Origin of the sequence: Arthrobacter sp. NA-172 (assembly GCF_043952055.1) — a bacterium.
GTDB lineage: Bacteria > Actinomycetota > Actinomycetes > Actinomycetales > Micrococcaceae > Arthrobacter.
The window spans coordinates 714,057-734,797 of the sequence record NZ_JBINOT010000003.1; the positions used below are offsets into that span (position 1 = coordinate 714,057).

Consider the following 20,741-nt stretch of genomic DNA (forward strand, 5'->3'; position numbering starts at 1 on the left):
CGCGAATGGTGGTCTGAGCATGCTCTCCCCAAGCCCTGAGCAATGGACATATGCGCATTATGTCCAATGGTCCAGGCGAGGGGAGGGCATGCTCGGTGGGGTTAGGCGCCGATGATGCTGTATTCCGGGCCGAACGGGAACTTGGTGATGTTCTCGGCACCGTCTTCACCGACCACCAGGATGTCGTGCTCGCGGTATCCGCCGGCACCCGGCTGGCCGTCGAGGACCGTGATCATCGGTTCCATGGAGACCACCATGCCCGGCTCCAGGAACGGTGTCGATGTCCTCGCGCAGCTCCAGGCCGGCCTCGCGGCCATAGTAGTGCGAGAGAACGCCGAAGGAGTGCCCGTAGCCGAACGTGCGGTTGGCCAAAAGACCGTGGGACACGTAGATCTCGTTGAGCTCGGCGGCAATGTCCTTGCAGACAGCGCCGGGCTTGATGAGTTCCAGGCCGCGCTTGTGGACCTCCACGTTGATGTTCCACAGTTCCAGCGAGCGGGCATCGGGTTCGCCGTAGAACAGGGTGCGTTCCAGCGCCGTGTAGTAGCCCGAGGTCATGGGGAAGCAGTTAAGGGACAGGATGTCGTGTTCCTGGATCTTGCGGGTGGTGGCCCAGTTGTGGGCTCCATCCGTGTTGATCCCGGACTGGAACCACACCCAGGTATCGCGGATCTCGGAGTCAGGGAACGTCCGGGCGATTTCGTGCACCATGGCTTCCGTGCCGATCAAGGCCACCTCGTACTCGGTGATCCCGGCCGTGATGGCGTTGCGGATCGCCTCGCCGCCCAGGTCGCCGATGCGGGCGCCATGCTTGATGATTTCGATTTCCTCGGGAGACTTGATCATGCGCTGGCGCATCGCAGCCCGGGCGACGTCCACAAGCGTCGCGCCGGAGAATGCGGCCTGGATCTTGTTGCGGTTGTCCAGCGGGAGGGAGTCGTCCTCCACGCCCAGGCGCCGGACGTTGATGCCGCGGGTCCGCAGCACTTCCTGAATGGCAAAAATGTAGTTGTCCCGGCGCCAGTCGGTGTAGACCAGGTTGTCTCCGTAGCTGCGGCGCCACGGCATTCCGGCGTCGATGTTGGCGGTGACAGTGACCGTGTCATCCGCCGTGACCACCATGGCGTAGGACCGGCCGAAGTAGGTGAACAGGAAATCGGAGTAGTACTTGATGGAGTGATAGCTGGTCAGGACAACGGCGTCGAGGTCCTTTTCGGCCATGATCCGGCGAAGACCGGCGAGGCGCCGCTCGAACTCTGCGTCGGAGAAGGTCAGCGAGACCTTCTCCCCGTTGTTGAGGACCTTGAGGCGCTCAAGCTTGGAGACGTCGTTGACTGCTTCAGCCTGGGAGGTGATGGTCACGTGGGGTGTTCCTTTCAATGGAGGGGTTGTTTCAGTCCTGCTGCAGGGGCTTCTTGGAAGTCTCCACAGCGAAGAGGACCGCGATGGGGGAAACAATGGAGGCCGCCACGAGGTACCAGCCGGGTGCCAGCTGGTTGTGGGTCAGGCCGATGAGGAGCGTTGCCATGAACGGGGCGGTGCCGCCGAACAGGGCGTTGGACAGGTTGAAGCTGACGGCGAAGCTGTACGGGTTGCATTCAACGCAACACTGTTGCACCAGATTAGGCGTGATCCTCACCACAAGTCAATGCTTATTTTTTCTCTTCTTCCGTTACCGCGAAATTCACACATTGAGCCAGCGGCCACGGCGATGGCGTGGATGGGAAAACCAGATAGTTGCGCCAAATGAGACAGGGTTGCGGCAAATGAGGTGGAAGGAAGCGCACGACGGCGGCCCGCGCCTTTCGGTGCGGGCCTGTGCGGGTCTGGAGCGGGCCTAGTGCATCCTCACCCCCGGCCGCCGTCGTGCGCTTAAAACCGTTCCCTCCAAGGCGCCTTCGTGGCACACTAGGGGAACTATCGAGTGACTGGGGGGATCCGGGTCAGGAGATTGGTATGCGCGCTCTGATGCACCCCCGCACCTCGCTTCGCCACTTAGTGGGGAAGAAGCCATGATGATCGGTTGGGCTTACCTCATGGCGGGAATAATGACAGTCGACTCGCTCTTGCTGGGATTGCTGCTGATGAATCTGAAGTGGCCCAGTCGCTGGAAAAGGGGCGGTTAAGCCCAAGGTTCATGCCGAAGGACCTAGAGCACCTTCCGGATGGTCTCTTCGAAACTCACCACGTGGTGCAAGGCGAGCGCTGCTGCGCGGTCCTCGTCGCCGTCGGCGATTGCGGTGAGTAGCTCGGCGTGCTCCGCAACGTGACCGCTCACCGAAGGCATCTTGTCCAGCATGTGGCACCAAATCCGGGTCGCCAGGTTGTCGTAGCGGATCAGCACATCTTCAAGGTGCGGGTTGGCGGCGGCCTTGTAGATGAGCCGATGCACTTTGATGTCGTAGCGCATGAGTTCTTGCTGCGCGGCGTCGTGCGCTTCCAGGCCGCTGATCGCGGCACGGAACAGCCCAACGTCGGGCCCAAAATCTTGGTCGCCTTTGTGATCATGGCCGCCCAGGCGACCATCGCGTGGTTCGGCTACAAGGCCATTGCGGCTTTCGAGAAGTGGACCGTACCGCCAACGATCGTTGTGCTGATCGCCATGTCCGCTGTGGCCTGGTTCGGCATGAACATCGATTGGGCCTACGCGGGTCCTCCGGGGGCTGTCCTTGAAGGCGGCGCGCGAATCGCGGCCATGACCACTGTGATGACCGTTATCGGCATCGGCTGGGGCATCACCTGGTTCACCTACGCGGCCGACTACTCACGCTTCGTGAGCAAATCCGTTCCGAAGCGCAAGGTCTACCTCGCCTCGGTGTTCGGCCAGTTCCTGCCGGTCGTGTGGCTGGGCATCCTTGGCGCTAGCCTCGCCACGAAAAGCGGCACGGCTGATCCCGGCCACCTCATCGTGGACAACTTCGGCGTCCTCGCCATCCCGGTGCTCTTCCTGGTGCTCCATGGTCCGATCGCCACGAACATCCTGAACATCTACACCTTTTCCGTTGCTGCCCAGGCATTGGACATCAAGGCCAAGCGCCGTTCCCTGAACCTCTTCGTCGGGATCCTGGCCCTGCTCGGCGTCGTATTCTTCATTCTGCAGGAGGATTTCGCCTCGACACTAAGCACCTGGCTCGGCGGCCTGGTGGCTTGGGTGGCCGCTTGGGGCGGCATCATGCTGGTGCACTACCTGTGGGTGGACAAGCGCAACCCGACCGGCGTCGAACGCCTTTTCGACCCCGTGGGTACCCGGCGTCTCCCGGCGTTCAACTGGGCTGGAATCACCGCACTCCTTGTGGGCATTTTCGCAACCTGGTTGTTCATGTACGGCGTGCTGCCGATTATGCAAGGCCCCATCGCCACGGCCATGGGCGGGATTGATCTCTCGTGGCTCGCAGGTGGAATCGTGGCCGCCGCCGTCTACCGTGCGCTCGGCCCGCGTGTTCACGCCCGCTACCTTCTGGTGCCTTCGGTAGGGGCTGCGGCGTCGCAGCCGGTTGCGGAAGACGCCGTCGCCAATCTGGTCAACGACTGAAAGGAAACCCGATGACCACCAACGCTTTTCCTGACGAATCACACCCCATCAGCTGGCCAGAAGGCTTCAAGGCTGCGGCGTCGTTCACTTTCGACGTCGACGCCGAATCCTGCACCATCGCTCACGATCCCACGAGTACACGGCGCATGTCCCTCATGAGCCACCAGTCGTACGGGCCCAGTGTCGCTGTCCCGCGGCTTTTGAAAATTCTCGAACGCCAGGAAGATCCTGGGAACCTTCTTTATTCCGGGCTTCACGGCCGAGAGCTACCCCGACGTCGTGCGGCGGATCGTCGACGGCGGGCACGAAGTTGCCCACCACGGCTACCTGCACGAGCCCATGCAAGGAATCGACGCCGCCACCGAGGCCAGCTACATGGACCGCGGGCTCGAGGCCCTCGCCAAGGTGGCCGGGGTCCGGCCGGTCGGATACCGCGCACCGTGGTGGGAGCTGAACTGGCACTCGCCGGCGCTGCTCGCGGACCGCGGATTTCTCTACGATTCAAGCCTGCTCGACGGCGACGCCCCCTACCGCATGGCGGTTGCCCCGGGTGATTCGCGGGACACTGATTCGCGGGACATCGTGGAGATCCCGGTGGATTGGGCGCTGGACGACTGGGAACAATACGCGTTCTACCCGGGAGTGACAGGCAGCGGCGTGATCGAAAGTCCGGCCAAGGTCCTGGAGATGTGGACCCTGAAGCTGAGGCGCACCACGCTCAGGGGAGTTGCTTCGTCCTGACCAACCACCCGTTCATTTCGGGCCGTCCGTCCAAGGCGGTTGCCCTGGAGCAGCTGATCGAACGAGTCAAGGCCATGGACGGGATGTGGGTGACCACCCTCGAACGGATTGCGGAACACACCAAAGCCACAGTCAAAGAGGTCCACACCCACGCCCGGATCGAGATCCCGAGCCATCCTGGCGCCGGAGCCATCTTCAAGCCCGCCAGAGTGCGCGAACCCTCCCTCACCTAGGCCCGAATCCCGCCCTTCCCCCAGGAAGCATGTCCAGCCTTGGCCATGAGCAGTGGACATAGTGCTGATATGTCTAGTGTTTGAGCCCAGGGGTGGGCATGTCCCGTGGGGGAGGCAGGGGAGCGCCGGGCTACAGGTCGTCCCGGCATGGGGCCGAGGCCAGTTTGTACAGGCCGTTCAGGTCCCCGGCGGCCAAGCCGTCGGGTGCGCCGATTTCGGGGTACATGAGCTGGACCGGATCTTGCACATGGTCAAGGCCCACCACGTGGCTCAGTTCATGTTGGATCACCGCCGAGACGTACTTTGAACCTCCGGGGATGCCCAGCAGTTCGGTGATTTGCGGGGCATCCAGGTGCCAGGCTTCCCGTCACATAGCTCTTGGGCCCGGTACCGAAGCTGTACATGGTGCTTCCACCGGTGCCGATGACTGTTCCAGCCAATGCGGGCGCCGCCTCGGGGGTGGTCCATGAGATGAGCAGGGGTGCCCAACGGTCCCCGTAAAGCGCCGGTTGGTATGGCTTGCGCTTCTCGGAAGGGTTTTCGGTGCTTGTGCCGTCGTCGATGAATTTGAGGCCGGTGGCTGCGGCGATCTTGGCAATCGCATCATTGATGAGCCCGGCAGAACCGGCTGGGGCGAGGGCGGCGTTGACCACATAGTGCAATGGCCGGCACGGGGAGTAGCCCACGGGCGTGCCGTCTGCGTTGGTGGCCAGGAATTTGTAGGAGGCGCTGGCCTCAGCCGGCTTGGCGGGGGTGCCGAGCGGGTGACCGGCCTCCTCCAGTCCCAGCGGCGGGGTGTCCGGGGCACGGGCGGCTTTGCGCGCGGCCTGCCCGGACCCGGCGCTCTGCGTGGGAGCCGCGCCCTGGGCGGAGCTGGGGCTTGAAGGCCGGGCCGAGGAACCGGGGAGCAACGCGGTGATGCCGGGATCGCCGCGGAGGAAACCACTGATCAGCACGGCCACCGCGGCCACGACCGCCACCACCATCAGATTTCGGACCAAGGCCAGGACGGTGCTGGAACGCGGAGGCGGCGGACCGCCGTCGTTCCCGAAGTTAGAATGCAATTCTTCCCCCAAATCATTGATTCCCCGCGATGAGCGGTTCCTCGCTGTTATCCGATTGCAGCGCCGAACACGAGCCCCAGCCCGTAGGTTGCGGCGGCCGCGCCGAGGCCGATGGCGAGCTGCCGGAGGCCGCGGGTCAGCGGTGAAGTTCCGGACAACAAGCCGACGACGGCGCCCGTCGACAGAAGCGCGATGCCCACCAACGTACCGGCCACGGCAAGCGCTGCGAAGCCGGTCATGCCGAAGATAAACGGCAGGATGGGAACGATTGCTCCCGAAGCGAAGAAACAGAAGCTGGAAATGGCAGCGCCCCAGGCGGATCCGACAGCCTCGTGCTCGTTCACCGTCTCCTCCGCTTCAGGATGGAGCGAAAAGCTGGGATCGCAATCGCAACTGTAGAGGCCCATGCGTTCGGCCGCCCGGTGCTCGGCAGCCTCGTGGGACATGCCCCGGGCCAGGTAGACGAGGACCAATTCGTTGTGTTCGATGTCCAGGGACGGGGCCGCAGTCAGAGTGGCCTGGGTGGGGCGGGTGGCCTTCAGGAGCTCCAGTTGCGAGCGGACGGAGACGTATTCGCCGGCTCCCATGGACAGCGCGCCCGCCAACAGGCCGGCGACACCGCTGAACAGGACCACAGTGGCCGGGACGCCCGTGGCTGCCATGCCCATGACGAGCGAAAGGTTGCTGACCAGGCCATCGTTGGCCCCGAAGACGGCGGCGCGGAAGGTGCCGGACAGGCGGTTCCGGCCGCGGGTCGCCAGGCCCCGGACTACTTCTTCGTGAATTTGTTCGTCGGCCGCCATGGCACGCGTTGCGGCCGGATCCTTCGCGTAAGGGGAGCGGCCTTCGGCGCGTTGGGCGAGGGCCAGTACGAAAACCGAACCGAAGTTCCGGGCCAGGAATCCGAGCATCTGGCTGCGGATGGAGGCTGCCTTCGGCATACCTGCGTGTTCACCGAGGAGCTTGAGCCAGTGCGCCTCATGGCGGCCTTCGGCCTCTGCGAGGGCCAAAAGGATCTCGCGTTCTTCGCCGTCGCGGCGCTGGGCCAGTTGGCGATACACGGCGGCCTCGGCGCGTTCGTCGGCCAAGTACTGCCGCCAACGCTTGATGTCCGACGACGACGGGGGAGCCGTTTCGCTCCGTGTGTCCTCGAACGGGCTGTTTGGATGCGGGGATTTTGTGTGCGGGCGCACCGGGACTCCTGGGTTGCTGGGGCGGGCTTCATCGCCTCATTGCAGCTTCACTTTATCGCCATTTTCCGCGGTTTTTCGGCTGGCAATCCTTAGCGATAGTTTTAGGCGCACCTCAAACCGGCCACCCCGCCCGCTGGGTCTTGACCCTCGGATGGGGCAGTGCTGGGATGGATGGACAGGGTCCACGAATTGGCGGGGTAGCGTGGTGACCGGCTGCCTCATGTGCCTGTGCGATGGGCTCAGCGGCACGTCGAACGGAGGTTGCACCATGGACAGCACCGAGACCCACGCCCCCCACCCCGACCGTCCCACGGTCGAGACCGATCCCGCCTATGACTACAGCGAAGACCTGGAGGTGGACGAGGACTGGGAGGAGCAACCCGAGGTCCTCGACGACGACGAACGGGTAGTCCCGCTCGACGCCGAGGAGCGCCGTGAGGACGAAGAGATCGAATAGCTCCGACTCGCTGAACCGACTTGCTAAATCCCGGCGCCTAAAACGCGCTCAGGATGAAATGCCGCTCGACGCCCGCGCGGTGCCCGGTTGCCGCAACCGTGAGGGTGAGCTTTCGCGTCGCCGGGAACCAGCGCGCAGGCTGGACCGCTTTTGTCAGTGCTTGGGTAATAAGCCGCGGCTCGTGATGCCAATGGCGTTCCAGCCGGCCGTCCACCACGAACGTGATGGAGCCCCGCGAGAGGTCGACGCCGGGAATCACCCGGACGAACTCGTCAACCCGGCGGGGACGGGACAACAACGGGGTGCTGGAGCGGGTGGTGAGTTGGACTGTGGCGGTGGCGCCGTTTTCGAAAGGCATGGCCTTCTCCTGTGGAGTTGCTCTTGCCCGCTCGGTTGTCTCTGGTCCGGGGTCGGGCCGCTTCTTCATCCGAACCACCCGTGAACATGGGGTTGGCGTGTGGCAAGTCGGAGCTTGGCGCCACATCTCTTGAAGCTGTTCCTACATTACATGCAGACGCGGCGCCGCACCCCTCGAAGGAGAAGGTGCGGCGCCGTCGTCGTGATTACTATGCCGTCGTGATTAATTCGCAGTGACTAATTCCGTGAAGCTCAGTGGGTGGCCACCGGGTGGACATCCACGGGGAGATCCTCGGTGACCGCTCCGGCAACGCGGCGTTCCCAGGCCTCGCGGACCGCGGGCTCCGTGGGAGGCGTGAGCAAGGAGAGCACCACGTAGACCAGCAGCGACGCGCCAAGGCCGTAGTAGATGGGCTCGTTGGCGTAGACGCCGTCTTCGCTGGCGATAATCCCTGTTGCGTAGGCCACCAGCAAGCCCAGTGTCAGCACGGAGCCGACCGCCATGGACCACGCAGCGGCGATGCCCGTGCCGCGCTTCCAGACCAGGCTCACCCAGAATGGCGACCAGGAGGCCGCCCACCAGGATGTCGTACGCGATGGTCAAGGCAACAACAACGTCCTGCGCTGCCATGGAGATCAACACCGCCACAATGCCCAAGCCGAGGACCCAGTAGCGGTTGGCCTTGACGTCGTGCTCGGGGTTTTCGGAGTCGTTGGTGTTGATCGTCTTGCCGAACCAGCTGGCCACGAACGGAACCACGTCGGCGCGGGCCACCGTTGCTGCGGCAATGAGGGCTCCGGAAGCGGTGGACATCATCGCGGCGACTGCTGCGGCCATGACCAGGCCGCCGATGCCGATCGGCAGGATGTGGGTGGCCACCTCGGCGTAGACAACGTCCTTGCCCAGGGCCTTGACGTCGATGTTGGGCAGGGCAACGCGGGCGGCCAGGCCGATCAAAGCGCCGGCGACGCCGTAAAGGACGCAGTAGATGCCAGCGGTGGCGCCGCCCCAACGGGCCACCTTGGGAGTCTTGGCGGTGAAGACGCGCTGCCAGATGTCCTGGCCGATCAGCAGGCCAAGGGTGTACACCACGAAGTACGTGATGATGGTCTGGGCGCCGATCCCGTCCAGCTGGAAGAAGCTGGCGTCAACACGGGCACGGATGCCGTCGAAGCCGCCTGCGGCGTTGAGTGCGAACGGGAGCATCAGGAAGAAGATGCCGATTGTCTTGATGATGAACTGCACCTGGTCTGCGAGCGTGATGGACCACATGCCGCCGATCGTGGAGTAGATCAGGACGATGGCGCCACCGACGGCGATGGCGAGCCAGCGCTCCCAGCCGAACAGGACAACGAAGATGGTGGCGTAGGCGCCGGTGGACGTGGCGCACAGCATGAGGGTGTAGGCCAACATGACGATTCCGGAGGTCTGCGTGGCCCGCTGGCCGTAGCGCAGGCTCAGCATCTGGGAGACCGTGTAGATCTTCAGCCGCTGGATGGTGCCGGCGAAAAGCAGGCTCAGGAGGAGCACACCCGAACCGATGGCGACCACCAGCCACATGCCGGAGATGCCGAACTTGTAGCCGAGGCCGACGCCGCCAACCGTCGAGGCACCACCGAGGACGACGGCGGCCATGGTGCCGGTGTAGAGCATCGGACCCAGGCCGGCGGCCTGCCACCAGGAAGTCGCTGTTGTTCTTGGTGCGGGATTTGCCCCACCAGCCGAAGGCCAGCATGGCGAGCAAATACACCACCACGATCGCAATGTTGATGAACGAAGAGTCCACGGTTGGCTCCTGAGACTGACGCGCAGAGTTTCTGGGGAATTCCGACGCCTTCCCGCTCGGAATGCATGCGGGTCGCGGAAGATCTCTGCGCTGGTGATTGGGGAGAGGAGTCTGTGATGTGTGCCTCACAAACAACACTTGTTGCCTATGAGGATACGTAGTGATGCGAGTTACAGTCAAGACGCCGCCGTTCCCAGGACGCGCGACGCCAACACTTCAGGTGGTTTAAACGACGGCCATGCCGGCGATCCGGCTACTATTGCTGCAATGACAGGGCCGCAGCAACGGCCTGAAAGGTTCGTGAATGAAGGCTCTCCCCGTTGAACCGAGCAACGTACCCGTTGCCATCGGTTCGAGAATCCGTGCCGCCCGCCAATCGCAGCGGCTCACCATAGAACAGGTCGCTGACGCCACAGGCCTGACCAAAGGGTTTCTGAGCCGCGTCGAGCGGGACCTGACATCGCCGTCGGTCGCTTCCCTGGTGACGCTTTGCCAAGTCCTTTCGGTATCGATTGGCGATCTTTTTGCTGCCCCCGAAACCCACTTGACGCGGCGCGATGATGGTCCGCGGATTTCGCTCGGCGGGCAGGGGATCGTGGAGCGGCTCCTGACAGCCCGGTCCGAACGCCGTTTGCAGATTCTGCAGGCCACCATCGAGCCTCGCGGCCGGGGAGAAGCCGAACTTTACGCCGTTGACTGCGACGTCGATGTCCTGCACGTGGTGAAAGGGCGCATCAAGCTGATCCTCACCAACGAGGAGTATGAGCTCGAAGAGGGGGACACGCTCTCCTTCCCGGGCCGCGAACCCCACACGTGGGTCAACCCCACGGACGAGCCCGTTGAGGTGCTCTGGATCCTGGTGCCTGCAGCCAGCCGCTGACGCGATCCTCGCGACACGCCTCCCGTTACACGCCGGAAACCTGGCGGACTTCAGAAGTTAACGCACCGGTCTGCCGTGTTACGTGCCCGAAATGATTCGTGCCGAATGCCGAAACAGGGCGGCGGTACGTTCGAGTCAGGTTTACTCGTCAAGGTCGGTATCTCGCCAGATATCAGGACCTGTTCGTTTTAAAAAATGGTCTCGCCGTGCGGGCGCCATGGAGCGCCGTATATGCAGGAAGGCTCCCGAAATGAACTCAGCACTTTTTAGCGTAGGGCTGGATGTTAATCCCCAGACCCTGGATCCCGGCTCCACAGCCTGGATGCTCGCAGCTTCCGCCCTTGTACTTCTCATGACGCCCGGTTTGGCGTTCTTCTATGGCGGCCTCGTCCGCATGAAATCGGTCCTTAACATCATGATGATGAGCTTCGGCGCGATGGGCGTCGTTGCGGTGGTCTGGGCCCTGTGGGGCTACGGACTCGCGTTTGGCCCGGATACGCTCGGCGGCTTCATCGGAGACCCCTTCGCGAACTTCGGACTCAGTGGTCTGGCCAGCGTCATTGGCGGAAAAGCCCCCGGGCTGCCGGACATGGTGTTCATAGGCTTCCAGGCCACCTTCGCGATCATCACCGTTGCCCTCATCAGTGGAGCGGTGGCCGAACGTGTCAGGTTTGGCCCATGGCTGTTGTTTGCCGGCCTCTGGGTCACCATCGTCTACGCGCCCATTGCCCACTGGGTCTGGGGCGGCGGCCTCTTCGGTTCAACCGGGATCATCGGCAGCAAGATCTCAGCCCTAGATTTCGCCGGTGGCACCGTAGTCCACATGAACGCAGGCATGGCCGGACTGATGCTGGCCGTAGTGCTTGGCAAGCGGCTCGGATTCATGAAGGACCCCAACATCCGGCCGCACAACCTCCCCTTCGTCATGCTTGGAGCCGGTCTCCTGTGGTTCGGCTGGTTCGGTTTCAATGCCGGCTCGGAACTGGCGGCTGACGGAATAGCCGCGCTCGCCTGGACCAACACACTCCTTGCAACGAGCGCAGCGCTCCTCGGCTGGCTGCTTGTCGAGAGGCTCCGCGACGGCCACGCCACCTCCCTTGGTGCCGCATCCGGCGCCGTCGCGGGCTTGGTGGCAGTCACCCCGGCGTGTGGATTCGTGGATCCGATAGGTGCGATCCTCATCGGCGTGGTCGCGGGTGCAGTGTGTGCACTGGCCATCGGGCTCAAGTTCAAGATCGGCCTTGACGACTCCCTGGACGTTGTTGCCGTCCACTTTGTCGGCGGACTGTGGGGGACGCTGTCCCTTGGATTCTTCGCCGTCCCGTCCGCCAAGACGGAAGGCGGTCTCCTTTACGGTGGCGGCCTGACGCAGTTCTGGCCCCAGATATTGACGGCCGTGATTGTCACTGTGTGGACCGCGGTGATGACCACGCTGATTGGCCTCGCCATCCATAAGACAGTGGGCATGCGTGTCAAGGAGCATGAAGAACTGACCGGCATAGACCTCACGGAGCACGCGGAAACGGCTTACGAGCTGGCCATGGTGGGCGGATCATTCCGTCCAGGGGAGCAAAACGGGAAAGCTCCGTCGGGCTCCGGCGGCGACGAGGAAATAAGCGCAAACGGGAAAACAGAACGGATCCGCAGCAAGGCCTCGACGTGAAACTTGTCACGGCCATCGTGAGGCCGGAGCGGATCGATGAGGTCCGGCAAGCTTTGGAAGTCTATGGGGTCAATGGGATGACTGTGAGCCAAGCGAACGGCTACGGCCAGCAGCGGGGCCATGTGGAGGTGTATCGGGGCGCGGAGTACAGCTCGGATCTGCTCCCCAAGGTCCGTGTGGAGGTCCTGGCCATCGACGATCTGGTGGACGGAATAGTGGACGCCATCATCGCGGGTGCCAGTACGGGCCAATTCGGGGATGGCAAGATCTGGACCATCGAGGTCTCCCAGGCTGTGCGCGTCCGGACCGGGGAGCGTGGGGCCTCGGCGATCAGCTAGAAAGACTGTGTTGGTGCCGCGTCCCTGGGGAGCGGCACCAACACTGCCATGTTCAGCCCATGTTCAGCCCACGTGCACCCAGGGCCTGCGGGTGATGTCCGGCTCCGCTTCGCGCAGCACTTCCCGGGTCACCGGGGCGATTTCGCCCACGCCGAAGAAGAGGAACTTGCTCAAGTTGGCGATCGGATTTCCCTCGGTCCAGCGGAAATAAATGTGCGGCATGAGGCCCGTGACGTCGCGGATATGGAGGAGCACCGCAGCCACAGTGTTGGGCACGTTGTTGCTGTGGATCTCCAGGATCTTGAAGCCGTGCCGGAGCTTGCCTTCCACCAGGAAGTTCCTGCTCAAAATCGGAGCTGTCGTCCACGATGATCTCGATGAAGATCGCATCGCTGTCTTCCGGCAAGTGGTTGGCCTGCTGGGCATGCTGCAGCTTCAATTGGTACCGGTCGGCGCTCAGCCGCTTGGGCTCGTGGGCGATGATCCGGATGGGGCCTTCCTCATTGGTGGCCGTGAATTCGAGCGCCATCTGGTCCATCTTGATATGGGTTGCTCGCAGCTCGAAGGAACGGCGTACCCGCGAAGCGAAGCTCACCAGGACGATGCCGAGGATGAAAAGCGCCGCGATCCTGATCCCGTCCGGGCGTTCCACCACATTGGCCACAGTGGTGTAGGCGAAGACAACCGCCACAGCACCGAAGGCGAAGGTCTTGACCTTCTGTTTCTTCCTGCGGGCCGAGAGCGTGACCGCGATCGAGGCGGAGGTCATGAGGACCAGCACACCGGTGGCGTAGGCGCCGCCTTGCGCCTCCACATTCGCTTCGAAGACCAGCGTGATGATGAAACCAACGGCAGTGAAGACCAGGACCAACGGACGGACGGCCTTGGTCCACGCCGGGGCCATGCCGAAGCGCGGCAAGTAACGCGGCACCAGGTTCAGCAAGCCAGCCATGGCGGAGGCGCCGGCAAACCACAGGATGGCGATGGTGCTGATGTCATAGACGGTGCCGAAGCCGTCGCCCAGGAATTGGTGCGCAAGGAATGCGAGGGCTCGCCCGTCTGCTTTCCCTCCCGGCCGGAATTCAGCGGCAGGAATCAGGAACGTGGTGATGAAGCTCGAAGCCACCAGGAAGGCACTCATGATGAGTGCCGCCGTCGTGAGCAGTTTGTGGGTGCCGCGGATGCGGCCCACGGGATTTTCCTCCGTGTCGCTCGCACTGCCCTTGATCTGGGGCATGACCGCGACGCCGGTCTCGAACCCCGAGAGGCCCAGGGCAAGTTTCGGGAAGACCAGGAGCGCGATACCCACCATGACCAATGGGTTGCCGTGCTGCTGGTTCAGGGCCGCCCACCAGTCGGTCACCACGTGTGCTTCGGTCACCACGTGCGTCAGGCCGACCGCGACGACGACGGCGTTTAGCACCAGATAGATACCCACCAGGACCACTGCGACGTTGATGGCCTCCTTGAAACCACGCAGGAACACAACGCTAAGGCCGGCGATGAGGGCCAGGGTGATGGTGATCTGCTGTCCATGGAGCCACTCCGGAGCGAAAGGGTTTTCGATCGCGTGGGCGCTCGCGTCCGCGGCGGAGAGGGTCATGGTGATCATGAAGTCCGTGGCCGCAAAGCCCAGCAAGGCCAGAACGAAGAGTTTGCCGCCCCAGCGGGGGAGGAGGCGCTCGAGCATTGCGATGGAGCCTTCTCCGCGGTGACTTTCGGAAGCAACGCGCCGGTAGACCGGCAGGGCGCCGAGGAGGGTGACCGCAACCAGGACGATCGTGGCCAACGGTGAGACGATGCCGGCCGCGAGCGCCGCAATGGCGGGCTGGTAGCCGAGGGTGGAGAAGTAATCGACGCCGGTGAGGCACATGACCTTCCACCAAGCCTGGGGAGTGTGGTCATCGTCCGGCTTGCCGTGGGGGCCTTGGCGCTTTCCGGATGTTTCCGGCATGCCGTCGAGCAGCCAGCCCTTGAATTGCCCCTTTTTGATTTCACCGGCGGGTTTGCGCCGGTCAGAGGATTCGGCCGGCGGCCTGGTCAGCGTTGTCACATGGTCCTTTCGTGCAGCCTGGAAGCTGCTCCTGAAGGAGCGTACGGGCGGGCCGGAAGAGGGGCGTCCGTTTTTATGGAATCTTTACGCCACCTGTGATGGGGGTCACACGTCGGCGCGACGCATTCACGCATATGGCATGTGAGCGGCATTAAGTAGGCGTCCCATCCGATGACAAAACCGTCTCCGGTATATACGCTCCGATCAGCGTTCACATACCAGGGGGCACAATGAAGCGCACGGGCCGTTACCGACGAAAGCTGGTAGCTCTGCTTTTTCTTGGCACAGCGCTGACTTCCTGCGCATCCAACCAAGCGCGGGAACCTGGAACCGCCGTTCCTACCCCTCCTCAGACCAGCACGCCGCCCCTCATGACTACGTCCGCACCTCCTCACGAGATTTGTGAGCCATTTCTGCCCTCCGCCCCCTGTACCGAGTACATCAGCATCGCCGGGACAGCCAACGGCGCTGACCTGCCATGGGTGGCATCAGGAGGAGTCGTTGTGCATCTGAACTCAGTGGATGGTTCCCTCCAGCTCGCAGCCAGAACCCCGTGCGCCCCGGTCGGCGGGCCGGCAACAATCAAGGGCAACACGCTGACCGTTGGCAAGCTTGCGGTGGGGGCCGTGGGATGCGCGGGCGATGCTGCGACGGAGCAACAGTGGGTTGTGGAATTCCTGAGGCTGCCCATCGAGATGTCATATAGCCAGGGCACGCTCATCTGGAAGAACGGCGCCGATGCGCTCAGTTTCAAAAGCAAGTAGCAATCGGAGGTGAAGGGGCCGCGCTGGGATCCGTTCTTCTGTAAACATGTGATGCATATAAGGCAACTTTGAGTGTATGATTGCTGTCACAGTCATCCATCCGATCTCACCTATTCACTAAGGAGTGGCGCATTTTGGAAGAGCTTCGTATTGAGGCCAATGGCAACCTTGGTCCCATTGATTCGGCCCGAATCCCGCGCTATGCCGGTGCTGCCACTTACGCCCGTTTGCCCCGCCTTGACCAGGCTTTCCAAGGCTGACGTCACGGTGGTCGGCGTTCCCTTCGACTCCGGTGTTTCCTACCGCCCCGGAGCCCGCTTCGGTGCCAACCACGTGCGTGAAGCCAGCCGCCTGCTCCGCCCGTACAACCCGGCCTGGGACGTCAGTCCCTTCGAGAACATCCAGGTTGCCGACGCCGGCGACATGGCCGTGAACCCGTTCAACATCAACGAGGCCATCGAGACCATCCAGCAGAACGCGCTGGATCTGACCGCGAACGGCAGCAAGCTCGTCACCCTCGGTGGCGACCACACCATCGCCCTGCCGCTGCTCCGCGCCGCCGCAGAACGTGCCGGCGAGCCCGTTGCCATGCTGCACTTCGACGCCCACCTGGACACCTGGGACACCTACTTCGGCGCCGAATACACCCACGGCACCCCGTTCCGCCGCGCCGTCGAAGAAGGCATCCTGGATACCGAGGCCATCAGCCACGTCGGTACCCGCGGACCGCTCTACGGCAAGAAGGACCTCGATGACGATCACCGCTTCGGCTTCGGCATCGTCACCTCGGCCGACGTCTACTACCAAGGCGTCCTCGAAACCGTGGCCAAGATCCGCGACCGCATCGGCAACCGTCCGCTGTACATTTCCGTGGACATCGACGTCCTGGATCCGGCCCACGCTCCGGGTACCGGCACGCCTGAGGCCGGAGGCATCACCAGCCGCGAGCTCCTCGAAATCATCCGCGGGTTCCGTGGCATGAACCTTGTGGGAGCGGACATTGTCGAAGTTGCGCCGGCCTATGACCATGCCGAAATCACCGGAGTCGCCGGCAGCCACGTTGCCTACGAACTGGTCACCCTCATGGCAGACAACGCCGTCGAAGGCAACCGCCACGGCGCCCTTAACGGCTACGCAGCCCAGGCCCTCGGCCAGGAATCCCGGCGCCCGGCCGGTTTTTCCGCGGCGGTCACGAAGTGACGGACCAGCGCAACGGCGGGGACCTCGTCGTCGAGACGCTTGAAGCGCTCGGCGCAAAGACGGTCTTCGGTATCCCGGGCCAGCACGCGCTGGGCCTCTTCGATGCGATGGGCCGCGGCAATCTGCACTTCGTCTCCTCGCGTGTAGAGAACAACTCCGCTTTCGCGGCGGACGGCTACTCCCGCGCTACAGGCGAAGTCGGGGTGCTGTTCCTGTCCACCGGTCCCGGCGCGCTGACGTCCTTGGCGGGGCTGCAGGAGGCATATGCCACGGGCGTGCCGATGGTCGTCGTCGCCAGCCAGATCCCCTTGGAAGGTCTGGGCGCGCGCCGCAAGGGCATGCTGCACCAGCTCGACGACCAGAAGGCCTCGGCCGCGAACGTCACCAAGAGCCAGCGCCTCATCCAGCACGCGTCCGGTATTCCCTCGGCCATCCAGGACGCCTGGACCGAGGCGATTTCCTCCCCGCAAGGCCCGGTGTGGATCGAAATTCCGCAGAACGTGCTCCTGGACCCCATCATGGTGCCGCCGGTGGAGGACGCCCTCGCTGAAGCGGCCGATAACCCGCCCCGCGTGGAGTTGGTCCGCGAGGCAGTGAAATGGCTCTCGACGGCGGAGCGTCCCGCGATCATCGCCGGTGGCGGCACCCGCCGCGGCCACGCAGAAAAAGCGTTGCTCTCGATCGCCGAGAAGCTGCGTGCTCCGGTCATCTGCACCCCCGGCGGCAATGGAGCCTTCCCCTGGCACCACGAGCTGTCGCTGCAGTCCTGGATCGAAGACCGTCATATGACGGACGTGCTTGAGGACGCCGACCTGCTGATCGTCGTCGGCTCTTCCCTGGGCGAGGTGACGTCCAACTATTTCACCTTCGAACCGCGCGGGCGCATCATCCAGATCGACGCCGAGCCACGCGTCCTGGAGTCCAACCGGCCCGGCCTGGGCGTCCGCGCCGACGCCGGGCAGGCCCTGGCTGCGTTGGACTCTGCCTTGGACGAGGTCCTGTCTTCGGACACCGGAGCCAGCCGCAACTGGCGCGGTACTTCGCCCGAGGAGCTGGTCAAGGAATCCCTGGCCAAGGTCAAGGCACGCCTTGAATCCCATGGACCTCGGCAAGGAACTGGCTTTCATGGCCGATATCCGTGAGGCCGTTCCGGCCGATATGCAGACCTTCTGGGACATGACCATCTCCGCTTATTGGGGATGGAGCTGCTGGGATTCCCGCGAGGGGCAATTCCACTCGGCCCAAGGCGCCGGCGGTCTCGGCTTCGGCTTCCCGGCGGCCATCGGCGGCGCCGTGGGGCTGGAAACGGTCGGCAAGCCGAGCCGTGTGTTGGCGGTCTCCGGTGATGGTTCCTCCATGTACTCCATCTCCGAGCTCGCAACCGCCAAGCAGCACAACATTCCGGTCACCTGGCTGATCGTGGACGACGGCGGCTACGGCATCCTGCGCGAATACATGGTGGGCGCCTTCGGCAAGGCCACGGCCACCGAGCTCGCCCGTCCGGACTTTGTGAAGCTCGCCGAGGCGTTCGGCGTCCCGGCCCGCCGTGTTGCCCCGGAAGAAGTCGGGGACGCGCTCCGGGAAGGTTTCGCCGCGGACGGCCCGAACGTCGTCGTCGTCGAAACCCTCCTGAAGATGTTCGGCCCCACTCACCTGGGCGACTGACTCACCTCCTACCCCCACCTCCCAGCGCGAGCTGGCAGCACGTGCCCTCAAATTCGAATTTTGAGGGCATCAGCTGCCAGCTCGCGCTCGGCGTTTAACGCACCTCACACTTTATTAGTTTCCCAAAGCAATCAATTAGGCGTATAGTTGCTTTAGGCAAACAAAAGTGAGGTGTCTTCCATGGCTGTCGCATCCAGCACAGCAACCGAACTCGTCCATCAGATTTTCGATCTCCAGAGGGTCTTGCGTTGCATCGTGACCGCGAACATCGCGAAGGATGCCGACGTCGGATTCGCCTTGCAGGGGGTGATGCGCTTCATCGGCGAGGGGGAGTCCCGGGCCACGAAGCTCGCCTCGCGCCTCGGCGTCAGCCCGCCGGTCCTCAGCCGGCACATCGCCGAACTGGAAGAACTCGGTTTGGTGGTCCGGCGCCCGGATCCCGCGGACGGCCGGGCCCAACTGGTGGCCCTCTCCGAAACCGGCATTGAAAAGGTCCGCGACTTCGAAGAACAGCGCAGCATGAACCTGCGGGCCTACCTCGAGGAGTGGAGCGAGGAAGACGCCTTGGAGGCAGGGCACGTGCTGGAGAAATTGACCACATCACTCAACCACTCAGTCCGGGCAACGGCGGCCGGCTCCCACCACTCGAACCACACAGCTTAGGAGCAGCAGCAATGACAACCCGAATACAAGAACGTTCGACGGCGGTGCCCGCGTCATCCGCGCCCATGACGCACCGCCAGATCATGGAAGCCCTGACAGGCCTCCTCGCGGCCTTCTTCACCGCTATCCTGAGCAGCACCATCGTTGCCAACGCCCTGCCGACCATCATGTCCGATCTCCATGGCACCCAAACGGACTTCGCGTGGGTCATCACGGCCGCGCTCCTCGCGAACGCCGCCACGACGCCGATCTGGGGCAAGCTCGCCGACCTCTTCGACAAGAAATTGCTGGTCCAGCTGAGCATCGTGGTCTTCGTGGCCGGCTCGGTCATGGCTGGTTTCTCCCAGAGCATTCCCTTCCTGCTGACCGCCCGCGTCGTCCAGGGCATCGCCATGGGCGGCCTTACTGCCTTGGCCCAGGCCATCATCGGCACCATGATTCCGCCGCGGGACCGTGGCAAGTACTCGGGCTACATGGGTGCGGTCATGGCGGTCGGTACCGCAGGCGGACCGCTCCTTGGCGGGTTCATCGTTGACAGCCCGCTCGGCTGGCGCTGGACGTTCTTCGTCTGCGTGCCGCTCGCCGTCGTCGCGCTCATCCTCCTGCAGGTGACTCTCAAGATCCAGCACATCAAGCGCCCGGCCAAGATCGACTGGCTTGGCTCCATCCTGCTGACCTCGGGCGTCAGCCTGCTCCTGATCTGGGTTTCCTTCGCCGGCAACCCGGACTACTACGACTGGATCTCCTGGCAGTCCGCGCTCATGGTCGGCGGCGGAGTACTTCTCCTGGCCCTGCTGGTGCTGGTCGAATCCAAGGTTGCCCAGCCCATCATCCCGCTGAAGATCATCTCCCAGCGCACCACCGCCCTGGCGATCCTGGCCTCCGTGGCCGTCGGTATCGCCATGTTCAGCTCGTCGACGTTCCTGGGCCAATACTTCCAGGTAGCCCGGGGCGCCACGCCTACCGAGGCAGGCCTTCTGACGCTGCCCATGATTGCCGGCAACCTGATAGGGTCTGTGGTTTCGGGCCAGCTCATCAGCCGCTTCGGCAAGTGGAAGCGCTTCCTCTTGGCGGGTACTGTGCTGCTGGCCGGCGGCCTTGCCTTCACCGGCACCATCGACCACACCACCGAGCTGTGGATTACCTGCTGCTACACCGCCATCTTCGGCCTGGGCCTTGGCCTGCTGATGCAGAACCTGGTTCTCGCGGTCCAGAACACCGTCCGCGCCCAGGACATCGGTACGGCCAGCGCGTCCGTGGCATTCTTCCGCTCCGTCGGCGGTGCGATCGGCGTTTCGGTACTCGGCGCGATCATGGCCACGCACGTCAAGGACCTTGCTACGCAGGCGCTCGTTGCGGCCCACATCCCGGTGAGCGGTGGCTCAAGCAATGCGGGCATGGACCTGACGGACTTGCCCGCCCCGATCCGCGACATCATGCGTGCCGCCTATGGGGATGCGACCGCCCAGATCTTCATGATCTCTGCGGCCATTGCCCTGGTCGCGTTCGTCGCAGTGCTGTTCATCAAGGAAGTTCCGCTGCGGAAGACCGTGGATGCAACACCTGAGAAGGAACTGGTGGCAAACGCTTCCGGCGAGGCCGGCATGACACTGGACACGTCGGCGCTGCCGGTAGTCGAGCCTGCCGCTGAGCGCCACCAGGCAGCCGACGACGGCGGCACCCCCTTGGGTGCCAGCCGGTCCCGTGCCGCGATTGAGAAGGAGCACGACGAGCTGGACCTTGAGTTCGCCCGGATCCTGACCCAGGAACGGCCGGACCATGCACCCGTCTTGCGAGAAGTCCAGGAGCAGCTTGCCCGCACCCAGCGCCTGCTGGCCGAGCAGCAGGTTCAGTTGAGCCAGACGCAGCGCGAACTCCAAGTACGCGTGCACGAACAGCAGGCTACCGCGGCGGAACAGTCCCGGATCGCCGAGGAGCTGGCCGCCTTGCGCAAGGAACTCAAGCGTGAGCGCCGCCGCCAGGAAAGGGCTGCCTTGCTGCTCCTCGCCGGCGACAACCCCAAAGCCGGAGAGGCCGGGCGTCACGCGGGCTAAAGGGAGGCGCGCCGGCTAACCGCCGGCTAGCCGCCGACTAACGGTCGGCGGGACGCGGGCCGCTGCAGAGAGCTTGGAAGCGCTGCAGCGGCTCAGC

11 protein-coding genes, 9 pseudogenes and 1 riboswitch are annotated in these 20,741 nt (G+C 63.7%); of the genes and pseudogenes, 11 read left to right on the plus strand and 9 right to left on the minus strand.

The genetic code is table 11. The features are described 5' to 3' along the window. Positions 1–101: 101 nt before the first annotated feature. The 3 pseudogenes from ACF0H6_RS17410 to ACF0H6_RS17420 form a co-directional block, all read right to left on the minus strand. Positions 102–1,362 (minus strand): annotated as a pseudogene (locus ACF0H6_RS17410) (aminopeptidase P family protein). Positions 1,363–1,393: 31 nt separating this feature from the next. Next, a pseudogene (locus ACF0H6_RS17415) lies at positions 1,394–1,582 on the minus strand (MFS transporter); the annotation flags it as partial. 567 nt (positions 1,583–2,149) lie between these two features. Further along, positions 2,150–2,455, minus strand: a pseudogene (locus ACF0H6_RS17420) (FCD domain-containing protein); the annotation flags it as partial. Between the two features lie 15 nt (positions 2,456–2,470). Here ACF0H6_RS17420 and ACF0H6_RS17425 point away from each other — a divergent pair. After that, positions 2,471–3,532 (plus strand): annotated as a pseudogene (locus tag ACF0H6_RS17425) (purine-cytosine permease family protein); the annotation flags it as partial. Between the two features lie 11 nt (positions 3,533–3,543). Beyond that, positions 3,544–4,506, plus strand: a pseudogene (locus tag ACF0H6_RS17430) (polysaccharide deacetylase). 130 nt (positions 4,507–4,636) lie between these two features. Here ACF0H6_RS17430 and ACF0H6_RS17435 read toward each other — a convergent pair. From ACF0H6_RS17435 to ACF0H6_RS17445, 3 genes are read right to left on the minus strand one after another with little or no spacing between them, the layout of a single operon-like run. Beyond that, on the minus strand, positions 4,637–4,795 hold the full coding sequence (locus ACF0H6_RS17435) for a matrixin family metalloprotease (protein ID WP_395250761.1): 159 nt from the start codon (positions 4,793–4,795) through the stop codon (positions 4,637–4,639). After that, entirely contained in the window at positions 4,782–5,570 is a 789-nt protein-coding gene (locus ACF0H6_RS17440) for a peptidase M10A and M12B matrixin and adamalysin (RefSeq protein WP_395250762.1), read from the minus strand. The genes ACF0H6_RS17435 and ACF0H6_RS17440 overlap by 14 nt, the downstream gene beginning before the upstream one ends. 47 nt (positions 5,571–5,617) lie before the next feature. Further along, positions 5,618–6,763 (minus strand): VIT1/CCC1 transporter family protein, encoded by a 1,146-nt coding sequence (locus tag ACF0H6_RS17445; protein ID WP_395250763.1) that lies wholly within the window; start codon positions 6,761–6,763, stop codon positions 5,618–5,620. A gap of 268 nt (positions 6,764–7,031) precedes the next feature. Between ACF0H6_RS17445 and ACF0H6_RS17450 the strand changes: the two genes are divergently transcribed. Continuing rightward, entirely contained in the window at positions 7,032–7,220 is a 189-nt protein-coding gene (locus tag ACF0H6_RS17450; protein ID WP_395250764.1) for a hypothetical protein, read from the plus strand. A gap of 37 nt (positions 7,221–7,257) precedes the next feature. Here the strand turns inward: ACF0H6_RS17450 and ACF0H6_RS17455 are convergent, their stop codons facing one another. Further along, entirely contained in the window at positions 7,258–7,578 is a 321-nt protein-coding gene (locus tag ACF0H6_RS17455; protein ID WP_395250765.1) for a hypothetical protein, read from the minus strand. Positions 7,579–7,592: 14 nt separating this feature from the next. Continuing rightward, positions 7,593–7,713: riboswitch (SAM riboswitch) on the minus strand. A gap of 116 nt (positions 7,714–7,829) precedes the next feature. Further along, a pseudogene (locus ACF0H6_RS17460) lies at positions 7,830–9,364 on the minus strand (sodium:solute symporter). Between the two features lie 304 nt (positions 9,365–9,668). Between ACF0H6_RS17460 and ACF0H6_RS17465 the strand changes: the two are divergent. From ACF0H6_RS17465 to ACF0H6_RS17475, 3 genes are all read left to right on the plus strand, one after another. Continuing rightward, the gene (locus ACF0H6_RS17465; RefSeq protein WP_395250766.1) at positions 9,669–10,244 is read left to right on the plus strand and encodes a helix-turn-helix domain-containing protein; all 576 of its coding nucleotides are present in this window, start codon (positions 9,669–9,671) and stop codon (positions 10,242–10,244) included. Positions 10,245–10,494: 250 nt separating this feature from the next. Next, on the plus strand, positions 10,495–11,907 hold the full coding sequence (locus ACF0H6_RS17470) for an ammonium transporter (protein WP_395250767.1): 1,413 nt from the start codon (positions 10,495–10,497) through the stop codon (positions 11,905–11,907). Next, positions 11,904–12,245, plus strand: coding sequence for a P-II family nitrogen regulator (locus tag ACF0H6_RS17475; RefSeq protein ID WP_395250768.1), 342 nt, complete (start codon positions 11,904–11,906; stop codon positions 12,243–12,245). The genes ACF0H6_RS17470 and ACF0H6_RS17475 overlap by 4 nt, the downstream gene beginning before the upstream one ends. 63 nt (positions 12,246–12,308) lie before the next feature. Here ACF0H6_RS17475 and ACF0H6_RS17480 read toward each other — a convergent pair. Continuing rightward, positions 12,309–14,298, minus strand: a pseudogene (locus tag ACF0H6_RS17480) (amino acid transporter). A gap of 503 nt (positions 14,299–14,801) precedes the next feature. Here ACF0H6_RS17480 and ACF0H6_RS17485 point away from each other — a divergent pair. From ACF0H6_RS17485 to ACF0H6_RS17505, 5 genes and pseudogenes are all read left to right on the plus strand, one after another. Continuing rightward, complete coding sequence (locus tag ACF0H6_RS17485) at positions 14,802–15,062, plus strand: META domain-containing protein (RefSeq protein WP_395250769.1); 261 nt, start codon at positions 14,802–14,804, stop codon at positions 15,060–15,062. Positions 15,063–15,196: 134 nt separating this feature from the next. Then, a pseudogene (speB, locus tag ACF0H6_RS17490) lies at positions 15,197–16,262 on the plus strand (agmatinase). Continuing rightward, positions 16,259–17,927 (plus strand): annotated as a pseudogene (locus ACF0H6_RS17495) (thiamine pyrophosphate-binding protein). Before speB ends, ACF0H6_RS17495 begins: the two co-directional pseudogenes overlap by 4 nt. A 180-nt stretch (positions 17,928–18,107) precedes the next feature. Further along, positions 18,108–18,590 carry a MarR family winged helix-turn-helix transcriptional regulator gene (locus tag ACF0H6_RS17500; RefSeq protein ID WP_395250770.1) on the plus strand — a complete coding sequence of 161 codons (483 nt, stop codon included), beginning with the start codon at positions 18,108–18,110 and terminating at the stop codon, positions 18,588–18,590. A gap of 11 nt (positions 18,591–18,601) precedes the next feature. Further along, on the plus strand, positions 18,602–20,644 hold the full coding sequence (locus ACF0H6_RS17505) for an MFS transporter (RefSeq protein ID WP_395250771.1): 2,043 nt from the start codon (positions 18,602–18,604) through the stop codon (positions 20,642–20,644). Positions 20,645–20,741: the final 97 nt, after the last annotated feature.